The 17,394-nt window shown below is 47.6% G+C and carries 21 protein-coding genes; 6 read left to right on the top strand and 15 right to left on the bottom strand.

What is annotated here, in order from left to right; genetic code table 11:
- Window positions 1-140: 140 nt before the first annotated feature.
- The 3 genes from ADS79_RS09925 to ADS79_RS09915 all read right to left on the bottom strand — a co-directional run bounded on the left by ADS79_RS09925 (window position 141) and on the right by ADS79_RS09915 (window position 2,577).
- On the bottom strand, window positions 141-572 hold the full coding sequence (locus tag ADS79_RS09925) for a small multi-drug export protein (RefSeq protein WP_049738273.1): 432 nt from the start codon (window positions 570-572) through the stop codon (window positions 141-143).
- Window positions 573-656: 84 nt separating this feature from the next.
- A complete protein-coding gene (locus tag ADS79_RS09920) occupies window positions 657-1,640 on the bottom strand; it encodes an ABC transporter permease (RefSeq protein WP_049738272.1) in 984 nt (327 codons plus the stop codon).
- Window positions 1,618-2,577, bottom strand: coding sequence for an ABC transporter ATP-binding protein (locus tag ADS79_RS09915; RefSeq protein ID WP_049738271.1), 960 nt, complete (start codon window positions 2,575-2,577; stop codon window positions 1,618-1,620). The genes ADS79_RS09920 and ADS79_RS09915 overlap by 23 nt, the downstream gene beginning before the upstream one ends.
- Before the next feature lie 129 nt (window positions 2,578-2,706).
- Here ADS79_RS09915 and ADS79_RS09910 point away from each other — a divergent pair, with 129 nt between their 5' ends.
- Window positions 2,707-3,495 carry a GDSL-type esterase/lipase family protein gene (locus ADS79_RS09910; RefSeq protein ID WP_049738270.1) on the top strand — a complete coding sequence of 263 codons (789 nt, stop codon included), beginning with the start codon at window positions 2,707-2,709 and terminating at the stop codon, window positions 3,493-3,495.
- Here ADS79_RS09910 and ADS79_RS09905 read toward each other — a convergent pair.
- From ADS79_RS09905 to ADS79_RS09870, 8 genes are all read right to left on the bottom strand, one after another.
- The gene (locus tag ADS79_RS09905) at window positions 3,487-4,722 is read right to left on the bottom strand and encodes an MDR family MFS transporter (protein WP_049738269.1); all 1,236 of its coding nucleotides are present in this window, start codon (window positions 4,720-4,722) and stop codon (window positions 3,487-3,489) included. The two genes, ADS79_RS09910 and ADS79_RS09905, sit on opposite strands and share 9 nt — an antisense overlap.
- 190 nt (window positions 4,723-4,912) lie before the next feature.
- Window positions 4,913-5,335 carry a hypothetical protein gene (locus ADS79_RS09900; RefSeq protein ID WP_049738268.1) on the bottom strand — a complete coding sequence of 141 codons (423 nt, stop codon included), beginning with the start codon at window positions 5,333-5,335 and terminating at the stop codon, window positions 4,913-4,915.
- Window positions 5,336-5,432: 97 nt separating this feature from the next.
- Window positions 5,433-6,065, bottom strand: coding sequence for a DUF2306 domain-containing protein (locus ADS79_RS09895; RefSeq protein WP_049738267.1), 633 nt, complete (start codon window positions 6,063-6,065; stop codon window positions 5,433-5,435).
- Window positions 6,066-6,242: 177 nt separating this feature from the next.
- The gene (locus ADS79_RS09890; protein WP_049739039.1) at window positions 6,243-6,983 is read right to left on the bottom strand and encodes a GNAT family N-acetyltransferase; all 741 of its coding nucleotides are present in this window, start codon (window positions 6,981-6,983) and stop codon (window positions 6,243-6,245) included.
- Window positions 6,984-7,183: 200 nt separating this feature from the next.
- Window positions 7,184-7,672: a CcdC protein domain-containing protein gene (locus tag ADS79_RS09885; RefSeq protein WP_049738266.1), complete on the bottom strand. Its 489-nt coding sequence runs from the start codon at window positions 7,670-7,672 to the stop codon at window positions 7,184-7,186.
- Between the two features lie 46 nt (window positions 7,673-7,718).
- The gene (locus tag ADS79_RS09880; RefSeq protein WP_049738265.1) at window positions 7,719-8,498 is read right to left on the bottom strand and encodes an ABC transporter permease; all 780 of its coding nucleotides are present in this window, start codon (window positions 8,496-8,498) and stop codon (window positions 7,719-7,721) included.
- Entirely contained in the window at window positions 8,495-9,244 is a 750-nt protein-coding gene (locus ADS79_RS09875; RefSeq protein ID WP_049739038.1) for an ABC transporter ATP-binding protein, read from the bottom strand. Before ADS79_RS09875 ends, ADS79_RS09880 begins: the two co-directional genes overlap by 4 nt.
- Window positions 9,244-9,648 (bottom strand): GntR family transcriptional regulator, encoded by a 405-nt coding sequence (locus tag ADS79_RS09870; RefSeq protein WP_049738264.1) that lies wholly within the window; start codon window positions 9,646-9,648, stop codon window positions 9,244-9,246. The genes ADS79_RS09875 and ADS79_RS09870 overlap by 1 nt, the downstream gene beginning before the upstream one ends.
- Before the next feature lie 307 nt (window positions 9,649-9,955).
- Here ADS79_RS09870 and ADS79_RS09865 point away from each other — a divergent pair, with 307 nt between their 5' ends.
- From ADS79_RS09865 to ADS79_RS09855, 3 genes are read left to right on the top strand one after another with little or no spacing between them, the layout of a single operon-like run.
- Window positions 9,956-10,375, top strand: coding sequence for a MarR family winged helix-turn-helix transcriptional regulator (locus tag ADS79_RS09865; RefSeq protein WP_049738263.1), 420 nt, complete (start codon window positions 9,956-9,958; stop codon window positions 10,373-10,375).
- Between the two features lie 27 nt (window positions 10,376-10,402).
- Window positions 10,403-11,044 (top strand): nitroreductase family protein, encoded by a 642-nt coding sequence (locus ADS79_RS09860; protein WP_049738262.1) that lies wholly within the window; start codon window positions 10,403-10,405, stop codon window positions 11,042-11,044.
- Between the two features lie 31 nt (window positions 11,045-11,075).
- Window positions 11,076-11,372: a putative quinol monooxygenase gene (locus ADS79_RS09855; RefSeq protein ID WP_049738261.1), complete on the top strand. Its 297-nt coding sequence runs from the start codon at window positions 11,076-11,078 to the stop codon at window positions 11,370-11,372.
- Window positions 11,373-11,463: 91 nt separating this feature from the next.
- Here ADS79_RS09855 and ADS79_RS09850 read toward each other — a convergent pair whose 3' ends face one another.
- On the bottom strand, window positions 11,464-12,123 hold the full coding sequence (locus ADS79_RS09850; protein ID WP_307725641.1) for a tetratricopeptide repeat protein: 660 nt from the start codon (window positions 12,121-12,123) through the stop codon (window positions 11,464-11,466).
- Between the two features lie 206 nt (window positions 12,124-12,329).
- Between ADS79_RS09850 and ADS79_RS09845 the strand changes: the two genes are divergently transcribed.
- Together ADS79_RS09845 and ADS79_RS09840 are read left to right on the top strand one after the other, a co-directional pair.
- Entirely contained in the window at window positions 12,330-12,875 is a 546-nt protein-coding gene (locus ADS79_RS09845; protein ID WP_049738259.1) for a PadR family transcriptional regulator, read from the top strand.
- Window positions 12,876-12,899: 24 nt separating this feature from the next.
- Window positions 12,900-13,757: an alpha/beta fold hydrolase gene (locus tag ADS79_RS09840; RefSeq protein ID WP_201783403.1), complete on the top strand. Its 858-nt coding sequence runs from the start codon at window positions 12,900-12,902 to the stop codon at window positions 13,755-13,757.
- Window positions 13,758-13,831: 74 nt separating this feature from the next.
- Here ADS79_RS09840 and ADS79_RS09835 read toward each other — a convergent pair whose 3' ends face one another.
- From ADS79_RS09835 to ADS79_RS09825, 3 genes are all read right to left on the bottom strand, one after another.
- Entirely contained in the window at window positions 13,832-14,674 is an 843-nt protein-coding gene (locus ADS79_RS09835; protein WP_049739036.1) for a YtnP family quorum-quenching lactonase, read from the bottom strand.
- An 80-nt stretch (window positions 14,675-14,754) separates the two neighbouring features.
- Complete coding sequence (locus tag ADS79_RS09830; RefSeq protein ID WP_049738258.1) at window positions 14,755-15,051, bottom strand: hypothetical protein; 297 nt, start codon at window positions 15,049-15,051, stop codon at window positions 14,755-14,757.
- 164 nt (window positions 15,052-15,215) lie between these two features.
- On the bottom strand, window positions 15,216-17,222 hold the full coding sequence (locus tag ADS79_RS09825) for an NADPH-dependent 2,4-dienoyl-CoA reductase (RefSeq protein WP_049738257.1): 2,007 nt from the start codon (window positions 17,220-17,222) through the stop codon (window positions 15,216-15,218).
- Window positions 17,223-17,394: the final 172 nt, after the last annotated feature.

Below are 17,394 nucleotides of genomic sequence, written 5' to 3'. Positions count from 1 at the left end.
TTATTATACAACAATCTGATAGACAGCAAGCGCATTTAGAATGCCTGCTACACCATGTCATTTGGCAAAAGCCGCAGTTTCTTGCTGCACAAAAAAACCGCCTTTGCTCCTGATAGCCAAAGACGGTTCAACTGTGCTCTTTAAGGTGTCAAAAATTGCAGCAAGCCTAACGCTACGGCAATGGTAAGAATCACACTCCAAATCACGATCCCGATCGACATCCACCACATGAGCTTGCCCGTCGGAGCGCCCAGTGAAATGCCAATCGCTGCCCCCAGCGGTGCTCCGGTCAGCAACGGCGAGGTGAGTCCGAGGCCAATCACACCGTATTTTTCCCAAATACGTGCCATCTTGCCTTGTCGCTTCCCTTTTTTCTCAAGGCGCTGAAGCAGCCAGCTACGCAGGGACCCGCCCAAGAAAATGACGATACCGGCACTGGCAACCGCGCCAATCGCACTAAAAATCCCAATGAGCAGCGGAGGCAGCTGCAAGGCAAAACCAAGCGGGATCGCTGCCCAAAGCTCCATCATGCTTGTAACCACAACTGTTCCACACTTCCAAAGCATTTCCATCCGAATGAATTAAACTCCTCTCGTCTGCACGTCTCTACCTTGGTAATACGAACATCACGAGAAAAAGTTGCCATTTTTCCCAAATCAAGAGGTCACATCTCTCCTGGTAAAGACCAGGTAGGCAACTACTAGCGCCGCAATCGCCCAAACCGATAAGATCGTCAACGAAAATGGAAGTGTCATTCCTTTGATCGGCGGCAGCGTCCCATTCAAATAATCCGTCAATTGCAGATTCACCACAAATAAATATTTGGAGGATTCCCAGGAGGACGCCATCTGCGTGAGGATCGTTCCGCTGATGAGAGCAGCCATCATGATTCCCATTCCCGCTGCTGCACTGCGCACAAGTACAGAAACCATAAACGTTACCGTTCCTACCACTATGCAAACAAACCAGCCGAGTCCATATTGCATCAGGAGAAACTGCCACTGCGGCAGCATAAAGGCACCTGCAGTCGAAAGCTCTCCTCCTGCGACCTCAAAGCCTGTTAATATCGGAAGATCCCAGCCAGAGTAACCAAAAACCACTCCTGACATGAGATAAGCCAAAATAAGTGTCATCAGCACAGTCAATGACGTGAACAGCAGCAAGGTAATATACTTGCTCGTCAGTACCTTCCAGCGCCTGACCGGCCTCGTCAGCAGCAGCTTGATCGTGCCTTCGCTAAATTCCGCTGAGACTAGATCAACAGCTAGTACAACGATAATCATCGGTAAAAACATCGAGATGGCCTGATCCATAAAGCCGCGTGCAAAAGTAGGTCCACCTGGTGCCATCGGATTAATGTCATGATCGAGGTAATACTGCTGCTGCTGTATCCGGACTTTAATTAAATCACGCCACTCGTCAGGCAATCGGCTCGATGCCAGCCTGTTTTGCATATCGACAATCTGTTGGGTTAACAAAGGACGCCAATCTGTCGTGCCCATCCGCTCCTGGGCAGTGACGACGGATCGATATTGCGCGTATGTAAAAATCGGAATCAGGATCGCTAAAATCAGCACAACAACGAGAAAACGACGGCGGCGAAGTAGCTTTACCGTCTCATTTTGTACGAGTCCCAGCATGCTCTGTCTCAAGCCCATTGCCTCCCCCCGTCAAGGTCAGGAACAGATCCTCTAGCGTCACGGTCTTCGTCGCGATCCCGGTAACAGGTATTCCTTTACTGACCAATATCTGGTTCACCATACTGACCTGCTCGACATCCATACGTGTTTTCAAGCGTTCTTCCCCGCTTTGCCATACCTCTGTAACTGCTTCCATCTCACCCAAGACCGATACCGCTTGCTCCATATGATCCAGTGGAATCGTCCATTCAACCTGATCGGCAAACTGCTCCATCAGCTCCTTTACTACGCCCACAGAGATGACTTTTCCCTGACTGATAATCGCCACGCGGTCACACATCATCTCAATCTCGCTGAGCAAATGGCTGGAGATAAAGACAGCTAATCCCTCTTCTTCAGCAAGTCGACGGATAAACTGGCGCAGCTCGCGAATTCCTGCCGGGTCCAAACCGTTTGTCGGCTCATCAAGGATGAGGATTTTGGGTCGATGCAAGAGAGCTTGGGCAATACCGAGACGCTGGCGCATGCCGAGGGAATACGTTTTTACCTTGTCATCAATCGCTCGTTCCAAATCGACAAAACGAACAATCTCCTCGATACGCTGCCTTGATATTCCACCACTCATGCGCGCAAATTGCTCCAGGTTTTCTCTTCCCGTCAAAAACTTGTACAGCTCGGGATTTTCTACGATGCAGCCAACCTGCGCAATCGCTTCTGGAAACTGCTCCTGCAAGGAAATGCCGCCAATATGTACATCCCCGCCGTCCGCTTTTGCCAAGCCGACCAGCATCCGGATCGTTGTCGTTTTACCAGCACCGTTGGGACCTAGAAATCCGAAAACCTCGCCAGCATAAACGTCAAACGTAATATCGTGAATGATCGGCTTGCCCCCGATCGCTTTCTGTAATCCTTTTACCGTGAGGACTGTTTCGGCCAATGCGGGCCCTCCTATCCTTCTGTCGCCTCCTCGCCTGACGGAGGCATACTGTTTATGGTACACTGACAAAAGATGTCCAACCACATTATACCATGCAACACCATCCAACATCGAATAGGAGGGTACCCGATGCGCACATCCGGCCAACTCCTTTGGCGCACGGCAGGTCTTCTGTCCTTTCTTTCCTTTTTGCTTTTTGCTGTCGGCTTTGTACTCGCGATGAATCCACATCAACTGGCTCCTTCGAACACTGCTCCTCCAACCCAAGCGAGCAAGCCTGCTACCCCCTTACCGGAAAGCGGCGTTCACAAGGTTGTCGCATTGGGAGATTCACTCACACGTGGAGCCGGAGATGCCAATGGGCAAGGCTATGTGGGCCTCGTTCGCCAAGCATTAGAGAAGAAAAACGGCCAACCGATCACATTTACCAACCTCGCCATAAATGGCCAGGAGTCGACTAATCTATTGTCACAGATGTCCCAGCAACAGGTGAAGACACTCTTGAGCGAGGCTGATTTGATCTTGTTTACAATTGGAGGCAATGATCTTTTCCGCCAAACAGGAGGTCTGTACTCCATTGAAAAAGAAAAAGTGGCCGCAGCCATCAAAGGGCTAACGACCAACTATGAAGAGATCATTCGTCAAATTCGCTCGGTAAATAAAGACGCTACGATTGTGTATACATCGCTGTACAATCCGTTTGGAGATACTGAAACAGGTCTTGATACGATCAAGCCTGTGCTCGATTGGAACAATACGGCGTCACAGATCGCTGCCCGCTATCCGCACGTCATCGTGGTTCCTACGTATGATTTGTTTGTGCGTAAAGAACAAGCCTATTTGTATACCGACCATTTTCATCCGAATACGGAAGGGTATGCGCGTATAGCAACCCGCATCATGCAAGCATTAGAGTGAGTCCGCTCGTGAGTAATTGAGTGATTTTCCGGTGCTCGCCAGATAAACCCGCTGACCAGCCCATTGGAAGGCGGTACTGACCATGGAGAAGGCAGCAACGATCAGGAACAAAGTGGTGCCACCATACGCAGCGAGCAAAATCCCCCCCATCCACGGGCCGATAAATTGTCCCAGATTACTGAAGCTTTTCGCACCGTAATAGCTGCCACGCATTTCTTCTGGCGCCATTCGGTCAATCAAGACGTCACCGGCTGTGAAGGTCAAGATTTCTCCAAAGGTAAACAGCACCATCGCAATAATGAAAATCAGCCAAGAGCTAGCAAAGGCATAGCCGATGTCGCCAAGTGCATACATGACGTTTCCCACAAAAATCGCTGTGAGAGGCGTCTTTTTTTCTGCCCAGCTAGTCAATGGCAGCTGCATCAGCACGACGACGACCGCATTCACACTCATCAAAATTGCAAATAGCTCTGTACCGTTTACAACTGTCATCTCGGCGAATTTGGCCAAGGTAGAAGACATTTGCGAATAACCGACCGCTCCCAGAACACCTGCAATCATGTACAAACGAAACGCCTTATCCTTAACAACTACGCTGAACGCTTTGCCAAAGGTTACTGTTTCTTTTTTCTGCCCCTCGATTTGCTTAATGCCAAACTTGTTCAATAATCCTTGCAAGCTAATGACATAAAACAAATAAATGATGGCTGTAATCATGAAAGGTAGGGCAACAGAGGTTTTCGCCAGCACAGCTCCCGCTATCGGCCCTACGGCAACGCCTACGTTAATCGCTGTATAGCGCAAGCTAAATACGCGGAAGCGTTTCTCTGGCGGCGTCACATCCGCCATGAGTGCTTGTGAAACCGGCTCGTAAAAGGAACGACAGAGGCCACCTGCCATATTCAGGAGCAGCAGCACCATCGGATTTTTACTCAAAGCAAAGCCCACAAACACAAGCGTCCAGACGTACAATGCCCCCAGCATTACCCTTCTGCGGCCGATCCTGTCAGACAACGTCCCTGCGATAAACCCTCCGATAGTTCCAGCCAAAGGACCCGCTCCAATCGTCAACCCGATCATCGCCAGATCCATATCCGTGTTATTGGACAGGTATAAAAACAAAAACGGCATACTCATCGAGCTGGCCGCCCTGACAAACACAGTCCCGACTACTAATGACCAGACAATCGGGTGAAACTCCTGTAAACGCGTTCTCAACCAACTCATACTCTCTCGCACTCCTCGCAACTGTTCTGCATCTTCCTGTTTACCAGAACAGACGCTCTACGTTGTTCTTCATTGTAGTGAGGAGTCAGTGCTTCGTCAATCATCATTCAAAATTTTTCGATTATGAAAAATTTCTATGAGACTTATCGAAATTTCGATAGGGTGCAACAGAATGGATTGATGACCTGCATTACTTTACCCAATCTGCAATCCTTTCGTTGGGCTTTAGTTGATCTCTCTTGTAGTAATAAACGGTTTGAACTTGGTATTCCAGATCACTTACGGACAAATAAAATTTATGCCCGAAGTATGTATCTTCGAGACAAATCGTTACGCCTTCTTGGTAAGCATGGGAGATTTTATAAAGCATTTCTTCTTCAGCTTCGTTCGCTAACCGGATTCGATTTGCTTTGAATTCTGATCCCGGACAGGCTATAAAGGATACATTTTTGAAAAAAATCTCAATGTCATGGTAGTAACTAAAATCAAAACTGCCAGCCATCGTGAGCTCTTCATTATACTCGTATTTGATTATTCGGAAGTCACCTATGTTCCTCTGATCGATTTCTTTTTGTATAGCTTCTAGTTTTCTGCTTATCCTTCCTTTTTCCATTCTACCCTCCCTTGACCAAGTAAAGAAATGTGTGCTGCCACCTCTTTTCCAAGCTGACAATTCATCTGCTGAATTACACTTTTCGGCAGATAGCCTTTTAACCTTTCCGGTGATGATGACGCGAGCGAATCATTACTTCTACTATGACCAGATTAACGACCCAGGACATCCAGGCAACCATTTGATAAGCCGGGATAAAATTGCCATGAAATAGCAATAGCAGCACTGGCAGCAACAATCGCAGTGTTACAGCTGCAAACGTAAGCGCGTAGCTGCGCAGCATCCACTCACGATGTGCATGATTGTCTTTTCTACTTATTTTGTACACACTCATCCAGGTAAAGGCGACCCACATCACATCCAGTGTGAAAAAGCCGAGGCCTGCTATCCATCCGCCTGTAGCGAAAAAGGACAAATATATATTGACCAGCCCACTGATGGAAATGGAGATGACGTAAAGATAGCCCATGAGTCGATGCCACTTTAATCTAGTTGTGCCCGCTTTCGAAAGGAAAAGTTGAAACGGTCCAATAATGAGTGCCAGGACGCCAGTAATAATATGAACATACATCACATAGACCCACGGCTCCAGATGAAAATCAGGGTTTCTCAGCTTAATTGAGACAAGCCCTGCATCTTGCGGTTTAAAAAAACCGTATTGGATCACAGCATAGGCTCCGATTAAAAATGCCAGTAAATAAACGAGTACTCTGACTGCCCTTTTCCCCATCGCTTTCTCCTCCATCTCTTTATAAAATCGTATGATGTTCTTTTTGATTCACTCCCGTCACTCCTATGATTTTTTCCAACCACCTCATTTAACTAAAAAACCAAAAGGGCGCTAGTCATGCAACCCAAATCATTGCAAGCTAACGCCCAACTGAATCCCTATTACATATCATCCATATTAGAGGAAATGCTGCATCCAAACATTCGGTTCAACATATCGTCCTTCGTTCTTCTCAACATCAATCGTAACGGGAACAAGCCCCCCTGGCACAATGTATGTACCTGACTCGGGAAGCTTCATCTTTGCCCAGCTTTCCCACTGTGCAACGGTTCCATTAATGACCATGGATTCTGGAGCAACCTTGACCATTTTCGCCCCTGCTTTCAAATGAGTTCGTATCCATGGATCAAATGCATCTCCAGCGTCCGTTTTCCATTCCACGTATTTGTCCATCGGAATCAATGGATATTTCGATTTCAAAGAAGGTCTTACAGGTGCAAACATCTGCTGAATGGATTGCTTTTTAACCAAATCTTTTAATGCCCTTACCATGATACTGCTGATTCCTTTTCCCCGATAATCGGGATGTATCACGATAGCGAGAGCAGAAACTGTGTTTGGCACTTTGCCCTGTTGGTAATCCTCGATGCTTCTAAGGAATACGTCATCCCAGCCGGCTGGTAGTCCTTCCTCTGTACCATCCCAATAAAATGGGACAGAATTGCAGCAAGCGATTACAGCACCGCTGTCATCTGTGATACAAAATTGGAACTGTGGAAAAACTTCTACCACCTTGGGATAATACTGGATCGCCACTTCATCATATAACATGAACGCTGGCCAGCCCACTTCATTCAATTCATCAAAGCGGCTTGCCATTTCAGGATGGGTTTCTAATGTGAAGAGTTCATATTCCATGTTTTCGTTCCCTGCACGCTCGGGAGACTTCGTATTGAGAAGTGTCATAGACAGTCATACCCTTTCCTCTAGAAGTGAACAAATTTCCAAATGTTTCATTTCATTTTTAATTGTATCACAAAAAATCCATCTTTAGTGACTTCTTCCATTTTCTAAAAAAACAGACTACCGGGTATGGAAACCCGACAGCCTGCTGCCGATTACGTGCTCGAAATGGTTCTCGAAAATTTGATATAGCTACCAATTCTCCAGATCCCCACATACAGGACCCCCATACACATCATGAGAACGGACAATTCGACGACGTCTATGGCTTTGAAGTACTGCGTCAGCACGAGACGAATCAGTATGATTGCGATCAAGATGAACTTGAGATTCCGGTTTGGCTTTGAATAAATCAACCCATCCTCTCTTCTCTCATATTCAGTCTGCTTCAGCATGACCGTCCCAAAGATGACACCGAGAACGATAGCGATGAGCAGCTCCCAAACGGCCGGCATATGAAACGTTTTGCCTGGGATGTGCGTGAGCTGGTACAAGCCCCATGGCATCCCTACAAGCATCACCCCAATGGGGATCAATATCCTGTAGCCCTTTCCCTTGATGGGCTTCTTTCCTCTTCTGGTTCTAAGCCAAATTCCGAGGCCTACGATTAACACGACAAATACGATGGGTAAATAGGATTGCATGACATCCTCCGTCCTTTCTGTAAGGGATGGTAGTTACTGGCTGTTGCTAGATTGACAGTTTCCGTTCAAGCAGATAGGCCGAGATGCGGATCAAAAGATACGCAACGATCCAACTGATCAGCAAGCCTGCCATCTCAGCCCACAGATTCGGAATCCAAAGCCCAGGCTGGCCACTGAATAACTGATGCGCCACGTTATAGTTAGGAATTAAGGTCTGAAATCCGTTGTAAAAAGTACTCAAACCGCCCATGATAACGACCCAAAAAATCGGGCTGATCGGTCGCAGGGTAGTGTAATGAATCGTTGCCAGCAAAAGGCTGAGGGAAAGTATAAACGGACTGAAGCCGATGACTATCGCGAGCAATGGCAATCCGGTCAACATGGTCAACCATACATCCTCAAACGAATATCCTTGTACCAGCAGAGCGATGATTCCCGCAAACAGTGAAATCAGCACATACACGCAGCATGATACCACCACTGTCCGTAGCCAGGCAGCGAAGAACTTGGCACCCACTAGACTCAGTCTTGAGTATGGTAACGTGAGCCACCACCCGAATGTCCCGTTCTCCCATTCTCTTCTCAGCATCAGCACGCCCATGACGACGAGCATATACGGGAAACCAATCGCAACACCCCACAGCTGATGCAGCTTGAGCTGGCCGTGGATTGCAAAATAACTGGCAGCCCCGACAGCGGCGATAGCGAGAATAGCCAGGTAGATCGTCCTGCCGTACCCAAAGCCTTGCGAGCGATTCAGCTTTCTCCAGCTTCCCTTCAGCTTCCACTCATGATGGACGAGCGACAAAAACATACGCAAGCTCATCGACTCCACTCCCTTTTGTAGAACGTTCGGAATACGTCATGGAGAGATCCATATTGCGCCCGTAGCTCGTCAGCTTCGCCTGACCAGATTGCTTTTCCCTGATCCATGAGCACGATATAGTCAAACAGCCCTTCCACTTCCTGAATGTCATGTGTGCTGATCAGAATGGACACCTCTCGCTCTTCCAAATAATCGATCATCCCGGCGATGATTGCTTCTCTGGAAATGAGATCGATCCCGGCGATGATTGCTTCTCTGGAAATGAGATCGATCCCCGCGAACGGTTCATCCAAAATGATGAGCGGAACTTCACGGGACATACAAAGAATCAGCATGACCCTTGCCTCCTGGCCTTTACTCATGCCAGACAGACTCATTTCCAAATCGACATCCATATACCTGGCGAATTTCTTGGCTGCCTCCAGATCAAACCCTGGCAAGAAGGAGGCTCCCCACTCAAACGCCTGCAGCACCGTATGCCGCGGATACCAGCGAGCTCGATCAGGCAAGTAACCGATGAAGCGGTTTGTCTGCCACCCCGGCGATTGCCCTAATACCCTGATCTCTCCCTCATCGGGGGTAATCAGCCCAGTGATGGCCCGGAACAACGTGGATTTACCGCAACCGTTTGGACCGAGTACACCGACAATTCGCCCGGCGGGAATCGCTAGGTCAAAGTGGTCGAGAGCGTATTTTTTACCGTAGCGTTTCGTCAACTGATCACATTTGACAATAGGCTGTACCATCATCTGGTTCCTCCCGATTCATTCGGATACTTTTTGCTAAGGTAGCCTTGTATTTCGGCTAACGGTATGCCCAAGCTCGCCATTTGCTCCATGAACGAATCCATATACCTCGATGCCAGCTCCGACCGAAACAGCTGCACGCGTTCAGCCGATGAAGTGACATAGGTTCCTTGACCCCGGCGTTTTTCTGTTAATCCGTCACGCTCCAGCTCTTGATAGGCTCTCATTACTGTATTTGGATTCACCCGAAGCTCCAGCGCCAGCTCTCGTACGGATGGCATTTTGGTTCCCAATTCGATTTCTCCTTTTGCAATAACGCTTCGTACTTGATCCAGGATTTGCTCATACAGCGGCTGGCTAAAATCAATCTTGAACCGCAATGAGCCAATCTTTTGTTCCTCCATGGGCTTTCCTCCTGCCCTTCCCTGCGTATGTAGTGTATTATATCACTTAATACACCCGACACAATAGGCAATCCGCATATTTCTACGTTTTACCATTTCCCTCTAATTGAAAAGCCTTGTCTGTACAGATCTTTGTCTCCCTGTGCAAAGATCCTATTTTCCAGTTAGAAATCAAGGCTTTAAAAGGGGACACGCAGGATGTTGCAAACGATAAAAGAAGATGTTATATTAATTGAGCTATCAATAATTGATGTATCAAGTATTATGATTGTGTTTCTATTCAGATTGCCCCCGGGAGGCATTTTTCATGACACACAAGGAATTGGAAGAGGAGCAAATACTGAATCTGCTTGTTGGATTAACCAACAAAATCAGTCCCAAGTTCGAGCGCTGTACCGGAATCAGCTCTTCTCGTCTTGCGATCTTGCAGATTCTTTGCGAATGTAATGAAATCAATCAGTCTCAGTTGCAAAAGCACATCAACATTGACAGTGCCGCTATTACACGCCACCTCAAGCAATTAGAAGCGGATGGCATGGTGACTCGTCACAAAAATCCAATGGATCACCGTGAAACCTTCGTTCGTCTCTCCGAAGAAGGGCATCAGCGGATTGAAGGGTACAAAAGTGAGAAGAGAAATTTTATCCAGCAAATTCTGGAAGGCTTCAGCGAGGATGAAACACTGATCTTAGTGGATTTTCTCAAACGAATGCAAAACAACATTTGATTCGGCATAAAAGGAGTTGGATTCAACATGCAGAGCACATTGCAAAAAACAAATGATTTTCGTGAAATCACGTATGGTCGTCGTTCTGTCAAGCTGTATGATCCGGAGGTAAAAATCAGCCGCGAGGAAATGACCGAAATTCTAGAGGGAGCGACTCGCGCCCCATCCTCGGTAAACCTGCAGCCTTGGCGCTTTCTGGTTATCGAAAGTCCGGAAGGGAAGGAAAAGCTTGTAGAGCTGGCACGCTTCAACAAGACGCAAGTGCTCACCTCCTCTGCTGTCATTGCTGTATTCGTTGACATGAACAATGTGGAATATATGGATGAGATCTTTGGCAAGGCTGTCGAGCTTGGATACATGCCACAGGAAGTGAAGGACATGCAGCTTTCAGCCGTAAAGCCTTACTACAACAATCTGCCACCTGCTGTTCTGCGGGATGTCAATTTTATCGATGCCGGTCTCGTGTCGATGCAGTTAATGCTGGTTGCCCGTTCATATGGCTATGACACCAACCCGATCGGCGGCTATGAAAAGGATCAAATAGCAGAAGCGTTTGATATGGACAAGGCTCGCTACCAACCGATCATGCTAATCAGTATTGGGAAAGCAGCAAAGGAGGGACACCCCTCCTATCGCCTGCCCGTTGAGACAGTGACAACCTGGAAATAAGCAAACATTCATCGAAGAGAGGTTGAAATTGATGCTGATTATACATGCCCATCTGCAAGTGATTCCAACACAGGAAGAAGCGTTTCTTACAGCAGCCAAAGCTCTGGTTGCCGCAAGCAAAGCAGAAGCAGGAAATGTGGGATACACTCTTTTAAAAAGCACAGAGCACGAGCATCACTACACCATGGTAGAAAAGTGGAAGGACTCGGCGGCAGTAGCTGCTCATAATGCAAGCGATCATTTTCAGGCGTTTGTGAATCAAGCTCCTACTTTTTTCTCGGCACCAATGGAATTGGAAGTATTTGCTGGAGAGCCTGTTAAACTGTAATTTACGAATGGACAAAAAAACAGCAAGGATGGCCCTGTGGTCAGCCCTTGCTGTTTTTCCGATTGACTTCTCGATACGATTTCCAATGCGTTCATTTCTTCAACCACGCCAGAAGCGCCCAGCGCCTTTCCGTGCGACGTTTGTAGGAAGGCAACCCTCGATATACTTCAACCGCCTCCAGATAAGATCGCTTCGCCTTCTCTTTTTGTTGCAATTCGTTATACAGCTCGCCTTGTTTATAGTACACTTCGCATGACGACATGTTCATCCTCGCCAGCTCTTCTAGACTCGCAATGGCTTTTTCCATCTGCTGCTGTTTCGCATATGCCTCACCTACGAGTAAATAAGGTTCACCATATTTGACTCGTGGATTCGCCCTCAATGCTTGCTCAATCAGCTGTAAGCCCTCTTCCGTGCGACCCATCTTCAGGAGACAATTACCCTTGTCGCATAAATATTCGGGAGAATCCTGCATCAATGATGAGATTTCCTCCAGATAGGTTAATGCCTCACTGTATTGCCGTTTCTCCATTAGCAGGCGGGCAGCCTCCAGTTTGGCAGGGGTGTCATGTGGATTAAGACGAAGCTGATTTTGTAAAGCGGATAAACGCCTCCATCTCCGGAAAGGCTTGGTAAAGTCAGGGAGCAGGCGAACAAAGCGAAGATCCAGGAAGTACAGAACCAATAAAATAATGATCAGGGCGGCAAAAGGACTTCCTGTCAGCCACCACAATATCGAGAACAAGAACATTTTCCCCAACGATTTTCCCTCAACCCTCTATGTTTTTTCCTTCTAACTATAAGAGCCCTTCCTGCAAATTGTCAAATATTGTTACATGGATCTAGGGAGTCTCCGTTATGAATCAAGCATTAGCGATTTAACTTGCAGATGTTTACAACCACGATAACATATGTTACTCTTAACACATGTTATCGATAACAAAAGGAAGTGCTATCATGTCTATCCAATATGCCATACTGGGACTTCTTAGTTGGAAGCCTGCTTCTGGTTATGAATTAAAGAAGATTATTGAAGACTCCCCAACTATGTATTGGTCCGGCAATAACAATCAAATCTACAAAGCTCTCGTACAACTGTTGAACGAAGGCTTGGTAGCGAACCAAATTCAACATCAAGAGAGCTCCCCGTCAAAGAAAATATACAGTATTACGAACGAAGGACGCTCCAGATTAAAAGAATGGGTTGTTTCAGAACCAGAAATTCCAGAATTCAAAAATGCCTTCCTCGTTCAATTGGCGTGGGCGGTTCAATTAAGCAATGAGGAGCTACATGATCTGCTCCTTCGATATGAAAGCATGATCAACACGCAGCTTTTATATCAGCAGGAAAAAATCAAACGGGGAATCGCTTCCCCTAAAAGAAATGCGCGTGAGTTGTTTATCTGGGATAAAATTTCCGAAAACCTGCTGTCCTTTTATCAGAACGAACTGGCATGGGTGCAAGGAATGCGCGAGGAGCTCAATAAGAGAAACAGCGAGTAGAATTTTAGAGAATGAGGAAAAGCGGTGAAACACATCATGAATCATCAAACCTTATATAAATCGGAAACAGGAAGAAATGCGATTCTCAATCACTATAATAAGCTGCTGGGAAAATGCACGGTTCCTTATGAAGAAATGGTTTTGGATACAAGCTATGGAAAGACATATGTCATTGCTAGTGGAGAACCATCGTTGCCTGCGCTCATCCTTTTGCATGGCTCTGGATCTAATTCGTCCATGTGGATTGGAGATATCGCACGGTACTCCAAGCACTATCGAGTATTTGCCGTAGATATACCCGGCGATCCTGGAAAGAGTGAAGAGAAGCAATATCCGCTGAAGAGCCCGGCCTATTCCGAATGGATGGACGATGTTCTTCATGCCCTTCAAGTGGATAAAGCATCTTTTATGGGAATCTCACTTGGCGCATGGATGGCGACCCATTTTGCAGTCAAGCACCCGGAAAAAGTGGAGAAGCTCGTTTTGCTCTCCCCTTCCGGCATTGGTCCCCAAAAAATATCATTCTTGTTTAAAGCGATGCCGTTCTTGCTATTCGGCGAGAAGGGAAGAGACAAGGTTTCACGTCTCGTAAATGGCAATCAGACGCTTCCCGAGGATGCTCTACTGAATACCAAGATCATCGCGCGTCATTTTCGCTTTCGCTCTGAGACTGTGCCCATTTTTACGGATAGTGAGCTTCGGCGTTTGACCATTCCCATCCTCTTACTTGCTGGTGAACAAGATGTCATGCTTCATTCCAAAAAGACGGTAGAGAGGCTTTCCAGTCTGCTGCCTCATGCAAATGCCACGCTTTTAGCAGATTGTGGCCATGTTCTTATGAATCAGTCCACTCGAATCATGCCGTTTCTATTGAATGAATGACTCCTATTAATCGACTGACTGTAACATTGCATTTGGCGACGTCAGCGCACAAAAAACCGGGGCTAGCCCCGGTTTTACTTTTCTACTTCAATATGTTCCATTAGCTCTCCAGCTTCATTCCATTTCACGACCCGATAGAGCGCATCATGGTAAAACGTAAACCAGGCTCCTTGTCTGATCCCCTCTTTGATCCATTCTTCCTTGGCAAAAATGGAGGTCATCGGGTAATCATCATACGCCATAACCCAAAGTGAGTTTTGATGCGCGTGAGTCGGCATAATATCGGCCATATGTAGAATGAGCTGACCACCACTCTCCATCCTTACGATAGCATGCCCGTGACTATGTCCGCCCGTATGGTGCAGGGAGATGCCTGGCAAAACCTCCATGCTCTCTGCATATGTCTGGACCTGATGCTCAATCGGGCGCCAGTTTTCCTCCCAATACGTATTTCGGGATCGGATATTTGGCTCTCTCATTTCGGCCCATTCAAGCTCCTGTACGTAAATGACTGCTTTGGAGAATGTAGAAACAAGTTGCCCGTCTTTCGCCGATACGAGCCCGTTAGCATGGTCATAATGCATATGCGTCATGATTACAATGTCGATATCATCGGGTGTCAGTCCCTTGCTTGCTAACGATTCAACAAGCTGAGATTCTTCGACCAAACCGAAATTGCGCTTCTGCTTGTCCGTCAGTCGATCATTCCCCATGCCAGATTCGATTAAAATTCGTTTACCATGTGCAAAAACGAGAATCGGGTCAGCCCGAAGCGGAACCTGGTTCAGCTCATTTGATGGATAGCGCTTGCTCCACAGAGGCTTCGGCACAACACCAAACATGGCTCCACCGTCCAGTTGCGTAAGCCCGCCTTTTAACCACGTTAGTTCAAACTCTCCTGCTTTCCACTCGTTCAGTTTCACGATTTCTGCCTCCTAGCGTAGCGATCGATTCGTATAAAGGAATGAAAAAAGTGAAAAGCACCCAGCCGGGTGCCTTATTGCTTCTCTGCCACACTTACCGTTCGTGTCGCTGGAGCAATTTCCAACAGCAAATCGCTGGAAACGGCCTGTACAGTGACATCTGAATCACTGCGTCTATGATGAAGCACGAGTTGAGCTACTTTTTCATTTTCACAATAAATGCTGATTAATGTTTGCAATGGGTTGGCGCTGCCGCCTGCAATCACCTTAAAACCTGGGGCAATCGTAAACGTCCATCCTTCCACCTCTATTATCGGAGCTGTAGAGTACAGAAAGTAACGTTTCCCCAAAAGTATGCCATTATGATTCATCAAGGCGAGAGCCCCCAATCAAATGAATTTGAACAGTATGATACCATTTTGCAAGAAGATGGGCACGATGAAAAGTCTTTCGACAAAAGTTCTGAAAAGATGACACACTCCAATCATCATACACCACACTCTTTATTTTCGGAATAGAAAATCAGTTTTGATCGTTAAATGATTCTGCCTACCTCTGAGCCGTCCCGTATGGCTCTTTTGGCGTCCAGTTCACCCGCTTCTCTCGCGCCGCCTATAACGTGCACAGGCAGACGACCCTGCAAGGCATGAAACAAGCTATCATTCGATGTGGCACCCGCAGCAACAATCACCGTATCCGCCGGAATCAGGCGTTCCTCGTCTTGCTGGCTGATAAGCACACCATCAGGAGTAATTTTTTTGTAAGTCATCTGTGTGATCATCTCAACTCCGTGTCTCCCCAAACTATCGAGGACAGCCCAACGCGTCGTCTTCCCAAGTCCGGTTCCTACATGCTTGCCGCGCCGGAGCATGTATATTTTTCGCTTGCTCGGCTTCATCAGCTCGATTCCTGTTTCGGTGAGAATCTGGTACTCCCGCAAATACTTTGCGACCTGTGGGGTAATGGACTCCTCCTCTTTAAGCAGCAGATGAGACAAATCGCAGGCGATGCCACCAGCGCCTACGATCGCTACCGTTCTCCCTACCTTTACCTGCCTGTCAAAAACCTGATCGTAACGGACGACGTGCGCCAGATCAACACCTGTTATCTCTGGTAGCCGCGGGATGACACCTGTTGCTACAACGACCTCTTCAAAGCCTTCAGCTTCCAAGGCATCTGCTGTTGCCGCGCATCCAAGCCTGATTTCAACTCCAAGCTTGTTCAGTTGCGTTTTGTAATACCTGAGCGTCTCATTAAATTCTTCCTTACCAGGCACCTGACGGGCATAATTGAGCTGTCCACCGATTTGCCAGCTCTTCTCCATGATAACGACTCGATGCCCCCGCTCTGCCAGCACTCTTGCCGCTTCCAAACCAGCGGGTCCCGCTCCGACGACAGCCACTTTTTTTCGTGTGACTGCGGGAGCCACGGCCCACTCTTGCTCTCTCCCTACGAGGGGATTGACCAAACAGGAGGCCACCTTACCATCAAAAATATGATCGAGACAGGCTTGATTACAGGCAATGCACGTATTAACCTCATCATATCGGGATTCTCGGCTTTTACGCACAATTTGCGAATCAGCCAAAAACGGACGAGCCATGGATACCAGGTCACTACGTCCTTCCTGAAGAATCGCTTCCGCCTGACGCAAATCATTGATCCGATTGCTCGCGATCACCGGTATGCCTACCACTTCTTTCACCTGCTGCGCTACCCAGACATAGGCTCCCCGCGGGACCATCATCGCAATCGTTGGTACACGTGATTCATGCCAGCCGATACCAACATTTAGTGCATCCATCCCGGCCTGCTCCAGCATGCGAGCAAATAGAAGTGTCTCCTCCATCGTGGTACTATCCGGAATCAAATCAATACCGGACATGCGGAAAATTATCGGATAGTCGGTGCCTACGGCTTGACGGACTCGCTTGGCTACCTCTACGCCAAACCGAGCTCGGCGCGAAAAGTCTCCACCCCATTCATCATCTCGCTTATTGGTGACAGGCGACAAAAATTGATTGATCAAATATCCTTCTGAACCCATAATTTCTACCGCATCAAAACCTGATTTTTTCGCGCGAATAGCTCCCTCCGCAAAGGCTTGAATCGTGAATTCAATCTCCTCTGCCCCAAGCTCGCGCGGCTTTGTTCGATTAATCGGGGCCTGTAGGGGCGACGGGGCTACCGGGTCATAGCCGGTTTGCTCTTTGTGTGCGTAACGTCCTGCGTGAAATAGCTGCAGGGCGATCCTGCCTTTGGCCTCATGCACCTGGGTAGTAATGAGTCGCAATGCCTCCATATCCTCATCCCGAAACACATTACAGTACGGCTCCCCCATACCGCCTTCTGGAAGGACAGCAGCCCCACCTGTAACGATCAGGCCTGCTTCTCCTCTGGCACGTTCCGCGTAAAAGGCAGCGAGCCGATTAACGCCGTCCTCCAGCTTTTCAAATCCAACATGCATGGAGCCCATCATGATTCGATTTGGCAAGGTCAGAGATCCAATCTGAATAGGCTCAAATACTTTTGTCAGTCTCACAACGATACCCCCTCTCGTTACGAGTGAATGCTCATTCATTTATTTTACAGTCATTCGCTGTACCTGTTCAATAATCCTTCCTCCCAGCGCTTCGTAAAGAGCTAAAAAGCCCGTGAATACTCCCGGGCATCTTTTCTGATTAGCAGCAGGTCGACTGTCCAACCGCAGCCGC

The organism is Brevibacillus reuszeri (assembly GCF_001187725.1).
Classification (GTDB): Bacteria; Bacillota; Bacilli; order Brevibacillales; family Brevibacillaceae; genus Brevibacillus; species Brevibacillus reuszeri.
Note: the sequence above shows the minus strand (reverse complement) of the source record. Positions and strands in the feature narration are given on the sequence as shown.